The 20,826-nt window shown below is 37.6% G+C and carries 21 protein-coding genes; 1 reads left to right on the top strand and 20 read right to left on the bottom strand.

Features of this window, described 5'->3' with window-relative positions; genetic code table 11:
• Window positions 1-2 precede the first annotated feature (2 nt).
• The 15 genes from ACSKY2_RS09530 to ACSKY2_RS09460 all read right to left on the bottom strand — a co-directional run bounded on the left by ACSKY2_RS09530 (window position 3) and on the right by ACSKY2_RS09460 (window position 14,468).
• Window positions 3-1,004 (bottom strand): lysylphosphatidylglycerol synthase transmembrane domain-containing protein, encoded by a 1,002-nt coding sequence (locus ACSKY2_RS09530; protein ID WP_489877586.1) that lies wholly within the window; start codon window positions 1,002-1,004, stop codon window positions 3-5.
• Window positions 1,004-2,041, bottom strand: coding sequence for a glycosyltransferase family 4 protein (locus ACSKY2_RS09525; RefSeq protein WP_489877585.1), 1,038 nt, complete (start codon window positions 2,039-2,041; stop codon window positions 1,004-1,006). Before ACSKY2_RS09525 ends, ACSKY2_RS09530 begins: the two co-directional genes overlap by 1 nt.
• Window positions 2,038-3,285: a glycosyltransferase family 4 protein gene (locus ACSKY2_RS09520; RefSeq protein ID WP_489839945.1), complete on the bottom strand. Its 1,248-nt coding sequence runs from the start codon at window positions 3,283-3,285 to the stop codon at window positions 2,038-2,040. Before ACSKY2_RS09520 ends, ACSKY2_RS09525 begins: the two co-directional genes overlap by 4 nt.
• Before the next feature lie 151 nt (window positions 3,286-3,436).
• Window positions 3,437-3,751: a hypothetical protein gene (locus ACSKY2_RS09515; RefSeq protein WP_489877584.1), complete on the bottom strand. Its 315-nt coding sequence runs from the start codon at window positions 3,749-3,751 to the stop codon at window positions 3,437-3,439.
• Window positions 3,751-5,109 (bottom strand): phosphoglucosamine mutase, encoded by a 1,359-nt coding sequence (glmM, locus tag ACSKY2_RS09510; protein ID WP_489877583.1) that lies wholly within the window; start codon window positions 5,107-5,109, stop codon window positions 3,751-3,753. The genes ACSKY2_RS09515 and glmM overlap by 1 nt, the downstream gene beginning before the upstream one ends.
• A 10-nt stretch (window positions 5,110-5,119) precedes the next feature.
• Complete coding sequence (locus tag ACSKY2_RS09505; protein WP_489877582.1) at window positions 5,120-6,088, bottom strand: CdaR family protein; 969 nt, start codon at window positions 6,086-6,088, stop codon at window positions 5,120-5,122.
• 1 nt (window position 6,089) lies between these two features.
• Window positions 6,090-6,923 (bottom strand): diadenylate cyclase CdaA, encoded by an 834-nt coding sequence (cdaA, locus tag ACSKY2_RS09500; RefSeq protein ID WP_489877581.1) that lies wholly within the window; start codon window positions 6,921-6,923, stop codon window positions 6,090-6,092.
• An 8-nt stretch (window positions 6,924-6,931) separates the two neighbouring features.
• Window positions 6,932-8,989 carry a Na+/H+ antiporter gene (locus ACSKY2_RS09495; RefSeq protein WP_489877580.1) on the bottom strand — a complete coding sequence of 686 codons (2,058 nt, stop codon included), beginning with the start codon at window positions 8,987-8,989 and terminating at the stop codon, window positions 6,932-6,934.
• A gap of 21 nt (window positions 8,990-9,010) precedes the next feature.
• Window positions 9,011-9,904, bottom strand: coding sequence for a UDP-N-acetylmuramate dehydrogenase (gene murB / locus ACSKY2_RS09490; protein WP_489839951.1), 894 nt, complete (start codon window positions 9,902-9,904; stop codon window positions 9,011-9,013).
• A gap of 15 nt (window positions 9,905-9,919) precedes the next feature.
• The gene (locus ACSKY2_RS09485; RefSeq protein WP_489839952.1) at window positions 9,920-10,453 is read right to left on the bottom strand and encodes a 3'-5' exonuclease; all 534 of its coding nucleotides are present in this window, start codon (window positions 10,451-10,453) and stop codon (window positions 9,920-9,922) included.
• 9 nt (window positions 10,454-10,462) lie between these two features.
• Complete coding sequence (locus tag ACSKY2_RS09480) at window positions 10,463-10,975, bottom strand: GNAT family N-acetyltransferase (RefSeq protein ID WP_489877579.1); 513 nt, start codon at window positions 10,973-10,975, stop codon at window positions 10,463-10,465.
• On the bottom strand, window positions 10,975-11,436 hold the full coding sequence (tsaE, locus tag ACSKY2_RS09475; RefSeq protein ID WP_489877578.1) for a tRNA (adenosine(37)-N6)-threonylcarbamoyltransferase complex ATPase subunit type 1 TsaE: 462 nt from the start codon (window positions 11,434-11,436) through the stop codon (window positions 10,975-10,977). Before tsaE ends, ACSKY2_RS09480 begins: the two co-directional genes overlap by 1 nt.
• Before the next feature lie 137 nt (window positions 11,437-11,573).
• Window positions 11,574-12,551 (bottom strand): linear amide C-N hydrolase, encoded by a 978-nt coding sequence (locus ACSKY2_RS09470; RefSeq protein WP_489877577.1) that lies wholly within the window; start codon window positions 12,549-12,551, stop codon window positions 11,574-11,576.
• 116 nt (window positions 12,552-12,667) lie between these two features.
• A complete protein-coding gene (gene pta, locus ACSKY2_RS09465) occupies window positions 12,668-13,648 on the bottom strand; it encodes a phosphate acetyltransferase (RefSeq protein WP_489877576.1) in 981 nt (326 codons plus the stop codon).
• A 154-nt stretch (window positions 13,649-13,802) separates the two neighbouring features.
• Window positions 13,803-14,468 carry a uracil-DNA glycosylase gene (locus tag ACSKY2_RS09460; RefSeq protein ID WP_489877575.1) on the bottom strand — a complete coding sequence of 222 codons (666 nt, stop codon included), beginning with the start codon at window positions 14,466-14,468 and terminating at the stop codon, window positions 13,803-13,805.
• A 129-nt stretch (window positions 14,469-14,597) separates the two neighbouring features.
• Between ACSKY2_RS09460 and ACSKY2_RS09455 the strand changes: the two genes are divergently transcribed.
• On the top strand, window positions 14,598-15,155 hold the full coding sequence (locus ACSKY2_RS09455) for an LURP-one-related/scramblase family protein (RefSeq protein ID WP_489877574.1): 558 nt from the start codon (window positions 14,598-14,600) through the stop codon (window positions 15,153-15,155).
• Window positions 15,156-15,225: 70 nt separating this feature from the next.
• Here the strand turns inward: ACSKY2_RS09455 and ACSKY2_RS09450 are convergent, their stop codons facing one another.
• The 5 genes from ACSKY2_RS09450 to secG form a co-directional block, all read right to left on the bottom strand.
• A complete protein-coding gene (locus ACSKY2_RS09450; RefSeq protein ID WP_489877573.1) occupies window positions 15,226-15,963 on the bottom strand; it encodes an amino acid ABC transporter ATP-binding protein in 738 nt (245 codons plus the stop codon).
• Window positions 15,963-17,405, bottom strand: a complete 1,443-nt coding sequence (locus tag ACSKY2_RS09445; protein WP_489877572.1) for an amino acid ABC transporter substrate-binding protein/permease — start codon at window positions 17,403-17,405, stop codon at window positions 15,963-15,965. Before ACSKY2_RS09445 ends, ACSKY2_RS09450 begins: the two co-directional genes overlap by 1 nt.
• A 210-nt stretch (window positions 17,406-17,615) precedes the next feature.
• Window positions 17,616-18,086, bottom strand: a complete 471-nt coding sequence (gene smpB, locus ACSKY2_RS09440; RefSeq protein ID WP_489839961.1) for an SsrA-binding protein SmpB — start codon at window positions 18,084-18,086, stop codon at window positions 17,616-17,618.
• A gap of 18 nt (window positions 18,087-18,104) precedes the next feature.
• A complete protein-coding gene (rnr, locus tag ACSKY2_RS09435) occupies window positions 18,105-20,459 on the bottom strand; it encodes a ribonuclease R (protein WP_489877571.1) in 2,355 nt (784 codons plus the stop codon).
• A gap of 75 nt (window positions 20,460-20,534) precedes the next feature.
• A complete protein-coding gene (gene secG, locus ACSKY2_RS09430) occupies window positions 20,535-20,774 on the bottom strand; it encodes a preprotein translocase subunit SecG (RefSeq protein WP_092462720.1) in 240 nt (79 codons plus the stop codon).
• Window positions 20,775-20,826 lie beyond the last annotated feature (52 nt).

Raw genomic sequence — 20,826 nt, 5'->3', positions numbered from 1 at the left:
CCTCATTGCTTTGGTTTCATATTAAACGCAACAATCCCGGCAAACATTCCGAGGTAGTAAGTAATAATTCGCCATAATGCCATTGCACAAATCAACAATGATGCACTCGGTAGAAACTCCGAGAAAAGCATTGAAAAGCCAATTTCAGCACCACCCGTACCACCTGGTATTGGAAATAATGAAATAACCATGACAATTAAAACATGTAGTGACATGACAAGAATAACATTAATATGTGATGCCCCTAGCGCTAATAAAATAAAATAGGGAATTAAGTAAAATACCATCAATTGGATCAACGTTAAAATAACTGCCCGTATTAAAACACTCCAATCATGACTCATACGGATGCTTTCTGCATGAAAATTACGTATTTTCTCATCCACAGTTTGCTGCCATGCAGCAGCTTTCGTTGGTTTAATCCACTTAATTGGCTTAAAAACTATTTTTACAAGAGCTTTCGTTAATCCTGGCCAATACATTATTAATAATAACGCAATAATAACAATAAAATGAATTAAAAAGCCTAAAACAACAAATACGGACCACGCTTTCAATTTATCAGCAATAAAATGGTAGCCCACAATCATTGCAATAAAAAAATTCACAACAATCATCGCTTGATAGACAACAAATTTCATCAACAATATTGATCCTGCTCGACCAGGGTCAATCCCTGCTTGGACTAAAGTAATCAGTTGCATTGGTTGCCCACCAGCTGAAAATGGCGTAATACCATTACCAAATTGTTCAACTAATGGCACCCGAATGGCATCGGACCAAGCTAATTTTTCATGTGAATCATCTACAAAGACTTTGACAACAATCGCTTCAACTAATAAATAAACAACCATGGCCAATAAAGCAACCAATAACCACCACCAATTAGCTTTTCGTAAATCATGTGTTAGTTGTACCACACCAACATTACGAAATGACCAGTAGAATATGGCTCCACCAGCTAGCATCATCAAAACAAATACAATACCATTTCGCCGCGTCATTAATGTACCTCATTGTCTGTGTCATCGACTTGACTTGTGTAATATTGCTCCCAAATTTTAGCAACTCTTGTCGCAGAATAATAATTTGATGCTGCTAAAGATTGCTCTGCCACCTGATTTTTCAAATTCGGATCTGTGAACAATTTATCTAATTGCTTCTGCATTTCCGATCGATCACCTGCTGGTAAGTAGTACCCATCGATAATCGCCCGATATAAGTCCAAATCTCGTAATACTGTAGGTGTTCCTGTACTAAACGCTTCCAATGCTGACATTGGAAATAGTTCTGTATAACTTGGCAACAAAAAAACATCTGCTGCATTATAGTAATCATTCATTAATTGACGATCAACAATGCCTGGAAAAATCAAATTTTTAGGAGGATTATCAACAACTTTTTTTAACTGATCATAACCTGCCGTAATCGCACCAAATGAAAAACCACCCACCCAAACAAACAACCATTGTGGATTATCTTTAGCAAGCTGAATAAAATCAAGTACGCCCTTACGAACCTGAACTTGACCAACACCCAAAATAATAAATGAATTTTCTGGTAATGATAATTTTTGTCGAATATGTTTGATTTGTTCAGCTGGTATTGGATAAAATTCTTCTTTTGATACGAAGTTCGGAATAAAAGTTATCTTTTCTCGCTTAACACCCAACGCAACTAACTTATCGATAAACACAGGATTAACGACAACAATCTGATCCATACGCTTATAAAATAACATCACGTACCAGTAAAAAATTTTTTTAATCGGTTGCCATAAGTTAATTGAATCCTCTAATGTTTCAGGTAAAAAGTGTACATAACCCACTTTTTTACCTCGACCAGGCAAAAAAGTATTCAGAAAAAAGCTGAAATTAATCGTATGATAATGACTAATATCTGTTTTAGCTAAACTATTAAATTTTAACGCAAATTTATCAGGAAATTTTTCAGTCAATAAATTAACTAATTCCCGATAAGCTGAACCAACCCCTTGTCCTGGTACCGTCTCAGCTGCAGAGAACATTGTAATTCGAATCATTTTTCGTCTTTATGGACCGGGTTTCTAGATAGAAACGATTTTGCATATTCAAAATCAATACTATCCGCCTCTTCCATATCCTCCTCTTCATGATACACAACCAGTGCTTCAGAGTAGAAATCTAACACTCGTTGACCAAAAGTGACTTCATCTATATTATGAAGCACTTGTTTTCTAACACTTGGATCACCAATGATTTGCCCCGCTTTTTTAGCACGCAAGTATCTTACTAAGGGTGCTAGTAAATCATAATTCTCATCAGCTAATGCCCCAATATTACTATCGATAACCACTGTTTCTAGATACGGGCTACGCATAGCAACCACTGGTGTATCAGCGGTCATTGCTTCAATAAATGTTAATCCTTGAGTTTCAGAAATTGATGCAGATAAGAAAACATCTGCTAATTTATAATAACCATAAACTTCTTGATGCTCTACCTCACCAGTAAAAATAACATGATCTGCAATTTCAAGTGAACGCACATGATCCTTTAATGCTGACATTGCTGGCCCATCCCCAACAATCAAAAACATGGCATCAGGCACTTCTAGTAGCACCTCTGCAAAAATAGATAATGCTGTATCGATATTTTTTTCAAAGGCCACTCGTCCGAGAGATAAAACAACTGGCGTTTCTGACTTTAGTCCTAATTTTTCTCTTAATTGTGCACTTGTATCTTCATCTGCTTGGTGTTTTACATTAACCCCAGTTGGAATAATTTCAATTGGTGCAGAAACCTTATATTTGTTTAATGTATCATAAGTTTGCTTTGAAGGTGCAATCACCCCTGTCATCCCAGACATATAACTACGAGCAATAACTGCAACACTTGCCGGACGAATAATTTTACCATTAGCAACATAATGCAAATAATCCTCATAATTTGTATGGAAAGTATGGACAACAGGAATTTTCAATTGCCTAGCAACTAGTTTACCCATCAATCCCAATGAAAACTCCGTTTGTGTGTGGACAATATCTAACTCTAATTTTTTTGCTAATTGTATGGCCTGGATTGCACCACGATATGATAAACGTCGATCCTTAAAACCAATAAATGGAAAACTTGGAAAACGATAAACATCTGGTTCCAAAACTTCTTTGGGGACATTTGGATCAGTTGAAGTAAAAATATATACACGGTGGCCATGTGCAATGAGTTGTTGTCGTAACGTTTGAATTGACGAAACAACTCCTGACACTTGTGGCGCATATGTGTCTGTAAATAATCCAATATTCATAACTGACAGACCTTTCACAAAATTACTTATTACTAATAATACCAAATTTCCATTTATAACGGGTAAAAAGCATTAAAAAAGAATCAGAAAATACTGTTCTACAACTTGCATTAGTCAAGTGGTAACAATGTTTCTGACTCTTTCATTAAAGTTAACTAACTTTATTTTCTGCTAAAATTTTTTCAACAACTTCATCCATTTCTGGTGTTCGCTGCCATTCAACATATTCTGAAATGGCAATTTTTGCTGGTATATCAAAATGTTCATTCACAAAATTTTCATACCGAATCACATTTTTTGAATGCGGAATATTAATCTTTAAAATACGAACCTTCTTTATCATCCCCTCTTCAACAGCATACTCCGCTTGTCCGTTATGCAATAAATTACCAATTTCTTTATACGCTGAACCATCATTACGTGTAATTTCCTCAATAATATCTAACGTTTGAAAATCTGCTGACATTAATCAACACCAACCTCTTGTTCAACAATCGTCACAATACGACCAACATAGTCATCAACAGCTGTTTGCGTTGGTGCTTCAGCCATCACGCGTAATAAATCTTGTGTACCAGAAGGTCGTACTAAAACACGTCCTTCATCGCCCATTTCAACTTCAACATCAGCAATAATCTGTTTAATTGCTGGATTTGATAATGCTGCTTTCTTATCTTGTACCTTAACATTAACTAACTTTTGTGGATAAATCGTCATTTCAGATGCTAACTCCGATAAAGACTTACCTGTATCTTGCATCACATGCAATAATTGTAAGGCAGTTAACATACCATCACCTGTTGTTGCCCAATCAAGAAAGACCACATGGCCTGATTGTTCACCACCAAGGTTATAACCTGATTTCAACATTTCTTCAACAACATAACGATCGCCAACTGCCGTTTTAACGGAATTTAACCCATTTGCTGACATGGCTTTATACATACCAATATTTGACATAACAGTCGTCACGATCGTATCTTGCTTTAAGCGACCATGCGATGACATATATTTACCTACGATAAACATAATTTGATCACCATCAACAATTTGACCTTTTTCATCAACTGCAATCAAACGATCACCATCACCGTCAAATGCCAAACCAACTTGTGCCTCATTTTCAACAACAAACTCAGCCAATGCTTCTGGATGAGTTGAACCAACATTTTGGTTAATATTAACACCATTTGGTGATGTACCCATTGTCACAAAATCAGCGCCCATATCCGCAAACAAATTGGCAACCAAACCAGAAGTTGCACCATTAGCAGCATCTATCGCTAGTTTCATACCTTCTAAACTACTTGGAATTGTTGTCTGTAAATATTCCAGATACTTAGCCGTGCCTTCCTTAAAATCAGAAACTGAACCAAGTCCTTCAGCTGCTGGTCGTGGTAATGTATCTTCCGGCGCATCAAGTAACGCTTCAATCTCAGCTTCTAATTCATCTGATAATTTCATACCATCTGATCCAAAAAATTTAATACCATTATCTTCAGCTGGATTATGTGATGCCGTAATTTGGGCACCAGCATCTGCCTTTTGCGCTCGAACAAGATAGGCAACGCCTGGTGTTGAAATAACATCCAAACGTTGAATTTCAATGCCAACAGACAATAATCCTGAAATTAATGCATGCTCCAGCAATGGTCCAGACATACGCGTATCACGTCCAACTAAAACACGTGGTCGATGATCATCTGCATGCCGTGTTAACACTGCACCACCCATTCGGCCTAAACGAAACGCCAATTCAGGTGTTAACTCCTTATTGGCAATGCCTCGCACGCCATCAGTTCCAAAATAATGTAATTCAACCATATCTTTAATTCTACTCCTTAGGTGTTATAACCACCGATACTGTCTTAGGATCAACGCTCTCAGCACCATTTGGTACGCTAATTGTAACACTTTGTTCTGTCGCTGTCGTAATACCTGATAGATCAACAACAGCTTGCACATTCTTCAATTTATTTAGTACGTCAATATTACCTTGCACTGCAACTTCATTGACTGAACCGGATAATGTAAACTCAGATGCATTACCATTTTTTGTTTTTAAATCTAATGGTACCTGACGTGTGCCATTACCTTTTTTAACTGGTATTTTTACTGTTGTATCTTGTGGCGATACTGCAACATCAACTGGATCACCATTAACATCAACAGCCTGTAAGGTCACCTTTTGTCGTGTTGTTTTCTTAGTATCCCGCTTTAATTGAACATTTGCAATAACACTATCAACCGCATTAATTGATGACTGGCGACCCATAATTTGAACATTGTTGACTGAACTCGTAACCGTACCAACCGTGTACCCATCCGCAATCGCTGCTTTATTATACTTTGTCTTAACAGAATAAGATGATGTACTCCGCTTATACATTGTTAACGTCACTTTGGGCTTTTTTAGATTGTAAGTTAGATCTTTATTAAGACCTGTTACTTTCAAACTAACCGTATGCGTACCATCTGATAAATTTTTTAAATTAGCCGATACTTGAAAATTCTTTGTATTTTTTGCTGCTGTTACCAGTGCCGCCGGTCCACTGACTGTAATAGCAACATTTTCTGGTGCACCACTAATGTAGTAATCGTCTGTATTGATCCCTGAAAATTGGATGGGTACACTAATCGTTTCTGTTTTGGCAGAGGTTATTTTACCAATTGTTGTTAAGCCATTACCATTATTTGCGCGATGATTAGAGGTTGTTGTTTGTGCGTCAGTATATGCAGACATAAAAATAGCAACGATCAATGTCAATAAACCATAAACAATTTTATCAGTATGTCGTTTCATATTACTTATCACCTCTCTTCAAGGTCGATCGTAATTGAGACCACCAAGATTGATTAGTCACATCATCTGATGTTACTAACTGACGTGTCAGATATTTTAAATAATCTTCCCGCGATAATGATTGCATTAATTCTGAATTTCTTGTAATTGACACGGCACCAGTTTCTTCAGAAACAACAATAGTCAACGCATCCGTTACTTCTGAAATACCTACGGATGCACGATGTCGTGTGCCTAACTCCTTTGGAATCGTTGCACTATCAGATAACGGTAAATAAGCAGCAGCTGTTGCTAAACGATTATCTTTCAAAATGACTGCACCATCATGTAAAGGCGTATTTGGAATAAACGTGTTAATTAATAATTGACTAGAAATTTCTGCATCGATTGGAATACCTGTTTCAATATACTCCTCCAACCCTGTTTCCATTTCGATCGAAATAAGAGCGCCTATACGCCGCTTGGACATATATTGAATTGCATCATCTAGCTCATTAACCAATCTTTTTTCTGATTGGTAAGCTTGTTTTTGCCTAAAAATACCTGAACGACCAAGGTGCTCTAATCCACGACGAATTTCAGGTTGAAACACAATAACTAGGGCAATGACACCCCAATTGATAATTTGGTCAGTTAGCCACGAAATCGTTGCTAAACCAAAATACCAACTCACAACTTTCACCACAATAACAATGCCAACGCCTCGAAGTAAGGTAACCGCCTTCGTGCCTCGAATGAGCATCATTAATCGATAAAGCAACCACCAAACAATGAGAACATCAATGATACGTACAATACTTATATTCTTTAATAGTGTATCAATATCAAAATTCATACTAGCTCCTATTCTTCCAAATTAGTTAGTAACCCCGCTTCTGTAAAGTTAATATTTTGACGAATATTCAAACTTGTCGCATTTGAAATAAAATGTGAATCAGTTAAATGTTGTACTGCTTCACGTTGCGCATTTAACCCTGTTAGTTCTAACGTCAGCCGTAATTCTTCTACATTTTGTGTACCTTTACTGCCATGACGTTCTCGCTCTAATCGTGAGCGATACATGATGATTAAATTATACGCTGCTGTTTGATCAAGTTGTGAATTTTGCGCCTCATCAGTACTGATATACTTTGAGATAGCTGCAATGGCTTCTTTTGCTGACTCGTGATGAGCTAGTTCATACTCTGATAATAAAATGTCAGAAGAGTCATCACTTAGCCAAACTCGGACCATTCGTCCAAAACCTGTGAAAAATCGTCGAATTTGACGCCATGTCCGTTTCCCCTTATCATGAGTGACCAAATCATCTAATTCTGATTCCGCCCGATCAATCCGTCGACCCTCACTCGCATAAACAAGCGGTGTAATTCGCTCATCAACTAACAATCTTTGAATCGTATTACGCTCTGCTTCAAGCGCAATTTGACGTAATGTCATTTCCGCATCTAAAATTGGGCTCATTTTATCCGCCTTCATAAACTGTAATTGTAATTGACGAATTTGAATTTGGTAACGACGAATAATTTCATAGACCACACTTTGATTTGATTCTCTACGTTGTGCTTCAATCTCACGGACAGCAGATTGTAAAACGTACACACGTGCTCTTGGCTCAGACATATGTTGGGCAACTCGTGCTTTCGCCTTATTAGAACCAGGTGGTACTTGCATTTTTTTCTGACCACCAATAATTGGTAAAAAGATGATTGCCATAACCAATGACAAGATAATTGTAATTGCGGCAATAAACAACATTAACGCTCGTTGGGGAAATGGTACGCCACTATCTGTTACAAGTGGCACGGACAAAACACCAGCCATGGTAACTGCACCACGTACACCCGTTAAACCAGATGTAATGGCAACTCGCCAAGAAGCTGTTTCATTTTTATGATTTTTTAGACGAACCCATTGGCTAACATACGTCCAAATGACGCGAATTCCAAAAATAATAAACCATGTAATGACTGAATAGATAATCGCCATTGGTAATGAAATAACTTTTCCTAAATGTGTTGCTAACGGAAATTCAATGCCTAGAATAACAAATATGTACCCATTTAACAAATAACCAAAGACATTCCAGGTGTTGATACCAACAACGTGTAATTCACCGGTATAGTCAACGTCATGTTTTGTATGGATATTCAAAATAATTGCTGCAACAACAACAGCGATGACACCTGAAGCATGAATTTCTTCAGCTAGGATGTAAACTAAAAATGGCGTAAATAATTGCAATACCACCCGCAATGACACGTCATTATTACCATGAGATGATAACCAATCACCAAAAAGATTAATAACAAACCCCATCAATGCACCAACTAGGGTTCCCATGATCGAAACATAAAGGAACTCACCTGTCGCTTGCAGCAATGAAAAAGTCCCTGCTGTTGCTGCTGCAACAGCAAATTTAAATCCAACCAAACCGCTGGCATCATTAATTAAACTCTCACCAGCCACTAAATGCATAATTGAAGGTGGTAGCTTTGCTTCAGATGCAATTGCTGAAACGGCGACTGGATCAGTCGGTGACAAAATCGCCGCAATGGCTAATGCAACTGGCAACGGTAATTGTGGAATCATCCAATAAATTAAAAAGCCACCAACAATTGTTGTAATAAAAACTAATAAAATAGCATTCCCAAAAATTGGTCCTCTCAATTCCCAAAGCTCTTTCTTGGGAAATCGCCAAGCATCCGAGTAAAGTAACGGCGCAATAAATAAAAGTAAAAACCATTCTGTATCAAGTTTAATCTGTATATTAAAAAAGACAGCAACAATCAACCCTAGTCCAATTTGAATCAAGCTAACTGGGACCTTTTTCAAGAAATAACCTAACACATTGCCTAACACTACTAAGAATGTTAATCCGACAATGGTTTGCAATAAGCCCATGCACATACTCCCTTTCTTTGTTTATTTTCTACCTAATATTCTAACCTCAGTTTCTAAGTTCACTGAAAATTTGTCATATACAACTGATTGCACATACTTGATTAAATTGACATAATCACTACCAGTGGCATGCCCACGATTAACAATAAAACCAGCATGCTTTGTTGAAACTTGTGCATCACCTACCTGATATCCTTGTAAACCTGAATCCATAATTAGTTTACCAGCAAAATAACCTGTTGGTCTCTTAAAAACAGACCCACACGATGGAAATTCTAAAGGTTGCTTTTGTGCACGTCGTTCATTATAGTCGGCCATCGCTGCACCAATTACGGCACGCTTTCCTGGTTGCAGACATAATGTCGCACTCACAATGATATCGCCTGTATCTTGTAATAGGCTATGACGATAACCAAAGGCCAACTCATCAAGATAATATGTTTTCATTTCACCAGTAACTGTAATCACATCAGTACTATACAACATTTGGTCAATCTGCCCACCATATGCACCAGCATTCATAAAAACAGCACCACCGACGGAACCAGGTATACCAGCAGCCCATTCCATCCCAGTTAACGAGTAATCATAAGCCGTATGTGCCACGTCAATAATCCATGCGCCCGCATCAGCTTTAATTTGACTTTTTGTAACTGTAATCTGACGCATTTCGGTTAAGAAGATAACTAATCCTTGCAAGCCATCATCTGTAATAACTAAATTCGAGGCATTACCTAACACAGTCATTGGTATCTGATGTTCATGGGCAAAACGAACAACTTGTTGTAATTCATTTTGTGCTTTGGGCCAGAAACACCAATCTGCTGGGCCGCCTACACGTGTATTTGTATACTTACTTAAATCAACATTTGCCTGAATATTATAACTGGGAAACACTTCATTTAACATCTTCATTTTTCAATTCCTTAATTAAATTACTTTAACTAACTGTTTTAACGGTTCAACACCAAAATCATTTGCCTGTTTAACTAATATTTGTGCAGCCGCCACAGTATCATTTAACGCATTATGATGATGCTCTAAATCAATTCCTAAAGCTGCAGCAACAGTATTTAATTTATGATTTGGTAATTGTGGATAAAGTTTACGTGACGTCCGTACTGTGTCTAATGATAGATAATGCGGTGTGCTGATACCATAATGAATCAATGTTTCTCGTAATACACCATTATCAAATGAGGCATTATGTGCAATAACCAATTGATTTGGTGTATAAAATTGCTTAATTTGATCCCAAACTTCTGGAAAAACAGGTGCGTCAATCACATCTGTCGCTGTAATGCCGTGAATACGCGTATTTCGTCTATCAAAAATAGTATCTGGTTTAATTAATGTATAGAATTCATCAACCAATTGATTATCACGCACTACCGCTAAACCTAATGACACAGCACTATATCGTTGTGCACTGGCTGTTTCAAAATCCATTGCAATAAAATTCATGTCTACACCTCAATCATTAACTGATAATATCATGTCAAAAGCCGCTACCTGTTCATGATTACTATTCATCATCTGTGTTTCTGACCCAGCAATTTTTTTGAATCCCAGCTTTTGATAAATATGAATGGCATTTTTATTAACTGTTTGTACAGTTAGAAACAATCGATCAACCGAGCTATAGGTTCTTGCCCATGTTAATAATTCTGCCATTAACGCTTGTGCTAAGCCGTTCCCTTGAAAATCTGCTAACACAGCAACACCAACCTCAGCAAGTCTAGGTTGTCTTGGCTTGGCAGCTGCTGAGGCAAGACCAACTAATTGACCTGTTTCTGTTGTTGCAACTAACATAATATTATTTGTTGTTGTTTGCAAAATATCGATATTATCGGCTTCTTCATTTATTTCGATGTTTTCTGGATCCTGTACAATCATAAATGTATTTGACTCATCTTGTAATGCAAATAACAGTCCCATTAATTTCATTGCATCTTGCCTATCTGCAGGGCGAATAAAAATTTCCATTATGCCTCCATTGCAGCTAATAACTTGGCCGAACGTTCACCCGTTGCAACAACTGTGATGATTCGAGCGGTCTCTTGTTCAGGCACTCTTTCAAATGAAATGCGTAAAACATCATCTGGTAATTCCGGTTTGATGTACTGCGACCATTCAACTAACGCAACACCGTCGCCACCAAAATATTCCGATAATCCTAAATCTTCTGCATTTCCTTCTTCACCAATTCGATACACATCTAGATGGTAGATTGGAAAGTTCACTGTTTGATATTCTCTAACCAACGTAAACGTTGGACTTTTGACGGGTCGCTTAATGCCTAACTCTTTCGCAAATCCTTGTGTAAACGTCGTCTTACCCGCACCTAAATCCCCTGATAATAAAATTGTATCGCCCGCCTGTACACTTTGTGCCAGTTTAGCAGCTAATTTTTGTGTTTCATTCACTGTATTCACTAATATTCTCATAGTACAAAGTATACCATTTTTCAACGCTTGATTACAGGGTCATGGCAGCAAGACCCTTTCAGTCACTGCACTTTTGAAGAATTCATTTCAGGCCATTAACCTACTCATTTGTAGCTCAATGGCCGTTTAAAAGATTGTTAATTTAACTGATTAACCGTTAATTTATCTGGTACACGATAAACAATTGGTTTTGTTAACTTGAGCATGTCATCAGTTAATTGTAATTTTGTAATGCTTCCTTGATGGTACGACTGAAAATAATAACTACGACTTTCAGCAACTGTTGCCGCACGATAGACTGAAAAAGTTTTTTGATGCGCGAGATTACGTGGCACTGTCACACTATCTAATAGATGCCAGCTTGTGATGATTGCTTCATCTTCGTTAGCTGGTTGATCTGCTCGTTCTTTTAGATAGGCTGCTCGCAAAAAACGAGCACCTGGTGAATAAGAACCCGGTGGTGTCGCTTTACCCGACAGTTTACCGGTTGTTACTTTTGGCACATTAATGCCAATTTCCCCGGTTTTAAATTCAGGTTTAAAATCAACATACTTTTCTAGTTGCGCAATTTGACGTTCAAAATGCGGACTATTCGTTACAACACCAAGTGGATTAGGGACAATTTTCATTGGCCATGTTGTTGGTTCAATGACGACGATTGCACCAGTTGGGTCTGTTACAGCAAAGTGCAATTCCGGATTACCATATTTTACAACACTTTGTTTTTCGGACATTAATTGAATGTCTGAAATATGTGCTGAAATATCAGCGACTGATTTAAAATTTCCTAATAACCAAAAAATAAATTCAAATGGTGCAATCTGAACTTTATCATCATTAATATCGTCCATATATTGCGCACCATTGCCAAAGGTGAGCTTTTGAGCACATAAACCATATTCATTTACGCCATCTGCTACGTCTGTTCGTTTATGACTTAATTCACCTCCACCTATAAAGGCAAATTTATTTTGAATGAAGTGCTGATTAAATGAGGATTGCCACTGATAGTTTCTGGGTACAAACATTGGTGAATTTTCTAACCTTGGCCAATCCATTGTCCGTGATAACACATGCACACCATCCTGGGCAATTTGTAAAATACTCGTACACATGTTGCTCATCTCCTTTCAAATCAATCTGTCATAATATAATAAAAAAGTGCCGCTTTAAACACATGACGCCTTTAATAAATGAATACATCAAACGTGTTAAACTGCACTTTTATTTTTTAATTGTTAAACGCTTGTGCGGCCGTGATAATGGCCACCTTGTAAACATCTTCTTCATTTGCACCACGTGAAAGATCCGAAACTGGCTTTGCCAATCCTTGTAGAATTGGACCAACGGCTTCAAAGCCACCTAAACGTTGTGCAATTTTGTAGCCAATATTACCAGATTGCAAATCAGGGAAAATAAAGACATTTGCATGACCTGCAATGTCTGAATCAGGTGCTTTCGACTTAGCAACTTCGGGAACAAAGGCTGCATCAAATTGCAACTCACCATCAAGTGCTAAGGTTGGATCCATTTGCTTCGCAATTTTTGTTGCTTCAGCAACCTTATCTACTTGCGGTGCTTTTGCAGAACCTTTGGTTGAAAAACTTAATAGCGCAACCTTAGGATCAATGCCAAAGACATGGGCCGTTTTCGCAGATTGCACCGCAATTTCTGCCATTGTTTGCGCTTCAATATCAATATTGATTGCCGCATCCGCAAAAATATATCTCTCATCACCACGTTGCATCACAAAAGCTCCTGAAATACGTGAAGAACCTGGTGCTGTCTTAATGATTTGTAATGCTGGTCGTACAGTATCACCCGTTGGATGAGTTGCACCAGAAACCATACCATCAGCCAAATTCATGTAAACCAACATCGTACCAAAATAATTAACATCAGCAACCCACTTCTTAGCAGTTGCTGTATCAGTCTTACCATGACGACGCTCAACTAATTCATGAATCATCACATTCATTTTATCTTCTGGATAACTCGCTGGATCGATAATTGTCACACCTGACAAGTCAAAATGATTTGTCTCGGCTGTTTCTTGAATGGCTGCCGTTTTCCCCAACAAAATCGGCACTACTAACCCGTCTGCGGCTAACCTAATCGCCGCTCCTTGCACACGCTTATCTTCCCCCTCTGGAAATACAAGTGTCTTGTTTTGCCCTTTAATTTTATTTGCTAATTGCTCAAACAACTCCATGATGGACAAACCCCCGTCTCTCTTAAAATAATTTTTTACTACACATTCATTATAGCATATCGCTTTCAGTGACAATGTGCATCATTCTGATTAAGATGTTCCATTCAAGCAACAAATCATGCACTTCTTTTGCCATCACTCACAACAATACATATTATGCCCAATTAATGGGTTGACAATGATATTTTTTTAAAAATGCATTCGTCTTACTAAACGGTTTTGAGCCAAAAAAACCACGATATGCTGATAATGGACTAGGGTGCGGTGACATCAATACAAGATTTTGATTACCATTAATCAATGGTCGTTTTGCTTGTGCCTGTTTCCCCCATAAAATAAAGACCGTTGGTTGTTCACGCTGGGCCACTAATTTAATGATTTCATCTGTTAGGGGTTCCCAAACTTCGCCAGCATGGCCACCAGCTTGATGAGCTGGTACTGTTAAAACAGTATTCAATAGTAGCACGCCTTGCTTCGCCCAATAATGTAAATCTCCCGTTTTGGGTGCTTGTATCTGTAAATCATCTGCTAATTCTTTATAAATATTAATCAATGATTTTGGTAAAGCCATTGTTGTCGGTACAGAAAAACTTAATCCTTGTGCTTGACCTGGATTAGGATAAGGATCTTGACCTAAGATGACAACTTTGACTTTATCTAACGGCGTCGCCTCTAACGCTGCAAATACATTCTGGCGCTTGGGAAAAACTGTATCAACTAAATAAACTGTATCTAAAAATTCTTGCATACGTCCAACATAATTAGGTTGTAAAACTGGTTGTAATGCTTCTGCCCAGTCTTCGGGTAATAGTTCTGGCATAATGCGACTCCTATTCACTTCAATTGCAATTTGTTTATCCTTATTATAACGACTAAACCTTTGTTGCGCTGGATTATGATAAAATAAAAGTAAAATTATTTTTCTTTCATGTCATAAAGAGGTATTTTCATGCATGATTTATTAATGTCTAAAGTTCACAAACAACTTGATGGTATCACCACTGTTACGACATCTACCAATCGTATAAAATACACTATTTCAGGACAAATTGGTCAGCGTAATGATAAACTGACCATTTTTAATAAGTCCTCTGAACCTTTGGCAGAGATAACCCAAATTTCTGGTGGCTTATTGCCAAGATTTATCCTCACTAACCAACAACAACAGGTTGGTTCAATTGGCTTGTCATTAAAATTGCATGAACTATTATTTGTCAGCACTTTAAATTGGTTTGTCCTCGGTAGTCTAGAAAAAAGATATTTTCAGATAAAAACAGTTAGTCAACAACTAGCAACTGCAAAACCAATTAGAGATCAACGTTTATCAATTAAAATTTTAAAAACAAACCAAGAGCCTTTACTACTACTCATTATTGCTTTCTTGGACCGTTGGGAATTCATTGCTCATGGTCACCCGCTTGATTGGCCTAGTATTTTTAACAATTCCAAGCCAATCATGGTACCTTTTACTAATGACGATATGTCAAATATAATTTCAAAAAAATAACCATATAAAAAATGCTGACAACTGCCACACTTAATTGTATGACTAGTTTTCAGCATTTTTATTTCATTTATTAGACGTTCAACACTTTATCTAAGAAATCACGGGTTCGTTCATCTTGAGGATGATCAAAAATATCTGCTGGCGTACCTTCTTCACGAATATAACCATCAGCAAAGAAAACCACACGGTCAGCAACCTGTTTTGCAAAGCCCATTTCATGAGTCACAACTATCATTGTCATCCCTTCTTCAGCAAGTTCCTTCATAACTGAAAGAACATCACCGACCATTTCAGGATCCAGTGCCGAGGTTGGTTCATCGAATAACATGATTTCAGGATTCATAGCCAATGCACGTGCAATGGCTACCCGTTGCTTTTGACCACCTGAAAGTGTATCTGGTTTAACATCAGCTTTATCAGCAAGTCCAACCCGATTTAATAACTTTTCAGCATTTGCAACGGCCTCATCCTTCGTCATCTTGCCCAATTGTAATGGCGCTAAAATCATATTTTCCATAACTGTTAAATGAGGAAATAGATTAAAATGTTGGAAAACCATACCAACTTTCTCACGAATTTTATCAATATTGACCTTTGGTTGATTAATATTTTGACCATCAATCGTAATTTCACCACTATTAATCGCTTCAAGTTTATTTAAAGAGCGTAAAAAGGTGGATTTTCCAGAACCTGAAGGGCCAATCATCACAACAACTTCACCTTCTTCAACGGCCAAACTCAAACCTTTTAGCACTTCATTTTTACCAAAACTCTTATGAACATTGCGTGCTTCAACAATCGTCGCCATTATTTGATCCTCTTTTCTACCCAGTTTGATAACCAAGTTAATAGTGTAATAACAATAAGATACAGTATTGCAATCATTAACCAAACTCGGAATCCTTGCAAATTGCGGGCAATAATTAACGTACCGGTTTGTGTTAATTCAATAATACCAATTGCTGATAAGATTGAAGTATCCTTTAACGTAATAATAAATTGATTAATAAAACTTGGTACCATCAAACGAATACCTTGTGGCATAACGACTTTACGCATTGCTTTACCATATGGTAACCCTAATGAACGAGCTGCTTCAAGTTGCCCAGAATCAACCGACTTAAAACCACCACTAACAAATGCGCCAATATAGGCACCCTCATTAAGAATCAATGTTATCACACCTGCTGTAAAGGCTGGAATTTTTTGACCTGTTAGATTTGGTATCCCAATGTAAATAAAGAAGGCCAAAACTAGCATTGGCAAACCACGAAAAATATAAATAATGGTTGTTGAAAATCCACGTGCCAACTTACTTGGCATCACACCAAGAATTCCCAAGAAAATGCCCCAAATAGCTGCTAGAATAATACCAACTAAGGTCAATTCTAAAGTTTTCACTAAACCAGTAAACAACGCACTTTTATTTTCATTAAACAAGTCCCAAATAGTCGTCTCATGTTGGTTATTCGCATTTTTCTTATAATTATAACCGCCCTTACCAAGATAACGATTGACTATCTTATCATAAGTACCATCTTTAACAATAGCGGCATATCCTTTATTGAATTTCTTCAATAAAGTTGTATTAGCACCCTTTTTTACACCAAAACCATACCAGTTACCATTTGCTGGCTTCGTCACAATTTTTAATTTAGTTCCTTGTTGAATGGCATATGCCATAACAGGTTGATCTTCAAAAGCAGCAACAGTGTTACCAATCAAAACATCATTATACATCGTGTTTGAATCATTAAAGAAAGTAATTTTAAATCCATATTTCTTAGCCATTGAGCGCGCATAATCGGCACCTGCACTACCGGTCTTTGCAGCAACCGTTTTACCTTTTAAGTCAGATAAACCTTTGACTTTTGATTTATCCGAGACAGCCATCACAATACCACTTTTGTAATAAGGTGTCCCAAAGTCAAATGTTTTTTTACGTTCATCAGTAATTGACATTCCTGCAACAATACCATCCACTTGACCAGCTTGCACAGCCTGTACACCAGCATTAAAACTCATTGGCTTGAGTGTATAAGTGAAATTTTCACGTTTAGAAATTTCTTTTAGCATATCCATGTCAATACCACGATACTTGCCACCATCAGCTTGAAATTCAAACGGTGGAAAAGTCGTATCTGTTGTAATGGTGTAATGAGGTGTCGCTGCATGTACAGCTGGCGAACTAACCATTATGCCAACTGTTAGCCCAATTAATGCCACTAAACTGATTAACCACTTGCGCATTGTCTATTCCTCCAAGACTCTTCTCTGTATATTCATATCAACTTATTGTACGCTATTCAAACTGAATGAGGATAATTCATGTTAGCTTTTCTAACATTTTTGGAACATGTTTTTTAAAAAAATAAAAAAAATTGATAGAAACTTATGACATTATCTGTCAAGAAAACATTCATTCATAAGAATCTTATCAATATTTTTTTTGATGATATTTTAGTATCTTTTTTTTAACATCCGATGTAAATCACGATCTTGATCACGTTTCTTTATCGTTTCTCGTTTATCATAATGATGTTTACCAGTTGCTACCCCAATTAAAACCTTGGCAAAGCCATGTTTCAAATAAACACGTAACGGTACAATCGTTTTCCCTTGCTGTGAAACAGCTGCCTGCAATGATCGAATTTCTTTTTTGTGTAAAAGTAACCGACGACTACGTAATGGCTCATGGTTAAAACGATTTCCTTGTTCAAAAGGACTAATATGAACATTATCTAACCAGGCTTGCCCGTCTCGAATTTGCACAAAACCATCCCCAATTGTGATTTTACTAGCTCGTACTGATTTAATTTCAGTACCTGTTAATTCAATACCAGCCTCGTAGGTTTCTGCAATTGCATAATTGTAACGTGCTTTATTATTAGTTGCCAACGCATCATTCACACGGCGCTTTTTTTTTGCCATGACAACCTCCTAAATGAATTACTTATGACGACCCTTACGATTAACATTTTGATGTTTTGCTTCTGGTGTCCGTTTATTTTGATAAGCACCAAATGACTTACCATCATTATGCGTTTTATTTCCTTTTGACGATCGATTTCTCTTATCGTTATGACGACGTTCACCACGATTACGACCAAATGCACCGCGATGCTCTTCTGGTACCTTAATATCTGTTACAGGTGCATCATCAGGATCAACTAGCACAAAATCAATCGATGCCTGCTCTTTATCAACTCGAACAACCCGAACTTTAACTGGTTGACCAATTTGATAAATATGATGTAAACGACGACCAATCAATGCCATATGCGTTTCATCATAAACATACTGATCGTCTGTAAAATTCGAGATATGAATCAGTCCTTCAACTGTGTTCTCTAATGAGACAAACATACCAAATTTCAACACACCGTTGACAACACCATCAAATTCTTCGCCTACCTTATCCATCATGAATTCGGCTTTCTTCATGGCATCTGTGTCACGTTCAGTATCTACTGCACGACGTTCTTTCGTTGATGTATCTTCACCAATTTGGGCTAGTTTATCCGCATATTTGGCTTGTGCTTCCTCGTTAAGACCATTCTTCTCATACCATTTAATCAAACGGTGGACTGTCAAATCAGGGTACCGTCTAATTGGTGAAGTAAAGTGTGTATAATATTGTGCACCAATACCAAAATGTCCTAATGGTTCATTAGAATATTTTGCTTGTTTCATGGTGCGCAACATCATCGTAGAAACCATTTGTTCTTCCGGTCGGTCAACAAAGAAATTATGAATGGCTTGCAAATCAGTAGATTTCACCTTTTCAGGATCAATCTTAACTGGCGCACCTAAAGCTTTCACAAACTCAATAAAGTTTTGGACACGATCTGCATCTGGCGTCTCATGAACACGATACAAAAATGGCACTTTTGCTAAATCGAAATGCATCGCCACAGTTTCATTAGCAGCTAACATAAATGATTCAATCATTCGTTCAGATAAACCACGTTCACGCAGCTCAATATCTGTTGGTTTGCCTTGCTCATCCACAATAATTTTTGCTTCAGGTGCATCAAACTCAATTGCTCCCCGTGCTGTGCGCTTTGCAGCTAAAATTTCATGCAATTCAGCCATATCTTCAAACATTGGCACTAATTCAGAATATTCTGAGCGTGTTTCCTCATCACCATCCAAGATAGCATTAACTGCTTTGTAAGTCATGCGTGCATGTGAACGCATCACTGAAGTATGTAAGCGATGATTAACTAGATTCCCTTTTGGCGTAAATTCCATCTCTGCAGACATTGCAAGACGATCAACACCTGGATTCAAAGAAGCAATGCCATTTGATATTTTACGAGGTAGCATTGGAATCACACGATCAGTCAAGTAAACAGACGTGCCTCGGTTATACGCTTCCTCATCTAGTGGCGTACCTTCAACTGCATAATGTGACACATCTGCGATATGCACGCCTAAATGGAAATTACCATTTGGTAGCTTCCAAACAACGACCGCATCATCTAAATCCTTTGATTCAATCGCATCAATTGTCACTAGGGATTGATCCGTAATATCTTCGCGACCTTCACGTTCACTATCTAAAACTTCGTCAGGAATTTTTTCTGCTTGTGCTAGCGCTGCTTTTGGAAAAACATGTGGGACATCATGATTATAGACAATTTCCAAAATATCTACACCCGGATCATCTTTATAACCCACTTTATCTGTTACAACTCCCGTAAAATGTTTTGGCATTTCTGCAGAAGGATATGTTGCAATGGCAGCCACCACAACTTCACCGTCAGTAGCAACCAAGCCCCCCTCTTTTACCAAAAATTCAAAAGAAGCTAATTTCTTATCGGTTAAATGAATGCTCCCAACATAACCCTTATAAGCACTTCCTAAAGAAAATTCACCAACAATTTGTTCACGACCTCGACTGACAATTTCGACAACTTTTCCTTCAGGACCACGTTTATCATCACCCTTATTTAAGAGTTTCACACGTACTTCATCACCTTGCGTTGCAAATGCTGTATTATCAGGATTAACAAATACATCAGGCGCTGTTTCATCATAATGAACAAATCCAAAGCCTTTGTCGTTAGCTTTAAAAATACCAATGATACCTTCATGAATGGCATTATATTGAAATGCACCCTGATCATTTACTTTCACTTTGCCATCACGCTCTAATGCAGCTAGAGCCTGGACCACTAACTTAAAAGCGTTTGTATCATCTAATCGCAACCCATCTGTCAACGTTTGTGCTGGATAAGCTTGGGTTGGATTACCTTTCAAAAAAACAAATAATTGATTTTGTAAATTTTGTAAATCCATTTATTTCTCACTATTCTTAAAATGAAAGACCTCTCGTCATATCTGTCACGAGAGGTCTTGCGCACTGGTAATTTTTTAATGTGAAGAAAGGTAAACTAGCGCCAATCCCAAAATAAACCAGATTGCTGCAAGGACTGCTGTAATTCGTTGCATAACCGCAACAAATCCTCGGGCCTTTTGGGTTGCAAACAAATCACCACCGCCACCACCTGACAATGCTGACAACGCATCTTGTTGTTTAGATGGCTGCATCATAACCGCAATAATAATTAATGCACCAACGATAATCATTGCTGTTAATAATATGTCGTACATTTTTGGTGCCTCCTCTTTCTTCGATTTTTAATCTCAATCATATATACCTATT

The sequence above is a fragment of the Weissella sp. ESL1156 genome (assembly GCF_058505625.1).
This window is presented reverse-complemented; position numbering and strand designations above follow the sequence as displayed.